This is a genomic window from Methylobrevis pamukkalensis (assembly GCF_001720135.1).
Lineage (GTDB): Bacteria > Pseudomonadota > Alphaproteobacteria > Rhizobiales > Pleomorphomonadaceae > Methylobrevis > Methylobrevis pamukkalensis.
The window spans coordinates 1-750 of the sequence record NZ_MCRJ01000294.1 but is presented as its reverse complement, the minus strand read 5'-3'; the positions used below and the strand labels follow the sequence as shown (position 1 = coordinate 750).

Here is a 750-nt window from a genome sequence, read left to right as displayed (position 1 = left end):
CGCCGGCGTCACCATCATCGCCGCCGGCGAGGGCACCGGGCGGCGCGGCCTGACCGCCACCGCCGTCTGCTCGGTCTCCGCCGAGCCGCCGACGCTGCTGGTCTGCGTCAACCGGTCGACCGACGGCCACGGCGCGATCAGCGCGTCGGGCGCCTTCAGCGTCAACGTCGTCAGCGCCGAGCATCGCCCGCTCGCCGACCGCTTTGCCGGGCGCGACGGCATTCGCGGCGAGGACCGGTTTTCGGAAGGCCGCTGGGAGACGCTGGCGAGCGGCGCGCCGGTGCTGGCCGACGCGCTTGCGGTGTTCGACTGCCGGGTAGTCGAGACCATGGACTGGGGCACCCACACGATCTTCATCGGCGCGGTTGTCGCCGCCCGGGCTGAACCCTCGCGCCAGGGCCTCGTCTACCGGGCGGGTGGCTTCGCCGCCGCCTGATTTCCATCATTCACAGGGCAGGACCGTCTCATGACCGATCTCGGCGGCAGGGTCACGATCATCACCGGCGCGGGGTCCGGCATCGGCCTTGCCATGACGCAGGCCTTTCTGGAGGCCGGCGCGCGGGTGTTCGCCGTCGATCTCGACGCCGGACGGCTGGCCGATCTTGCGGCGACTGCCGCCGCGCCCGAGGCGCTCGCCACCCATGTGGCGGATGTGGCGGCCGAGGGGCCGATCCTCGGCATGCTGGCGGCCTGCGACGCGGCCTTCGGTCCGGTCGAGGTGATCTGCAACAACGCGGGCATCCTCGACCG

Annotated in this window: 2 protein-coding genes; both read left to right on the top strand. The window is 72.7% G+C overall.

Annotation, left to right across the window (positions count from 1 at the left end; all coding sequences use genetic code 11):
- On the top strand, positions 1-436 hold a 436-nt coding region (locus A6302_RS20610), incomplete at its 5' end, for a flavin reductase family protein (RefSeq protein ID WP_069308546.1).
- A gap of 30 nt (positions 437-466) precedes the next feature.
- Positions 467-750 (top strand): SDR family NAD(P)-dependent oxidoreductase (locus tag A6302_RS20605; protein WP_141704066.1); only part of this gene is annotated, 284 nt, incomplete at its 3' end.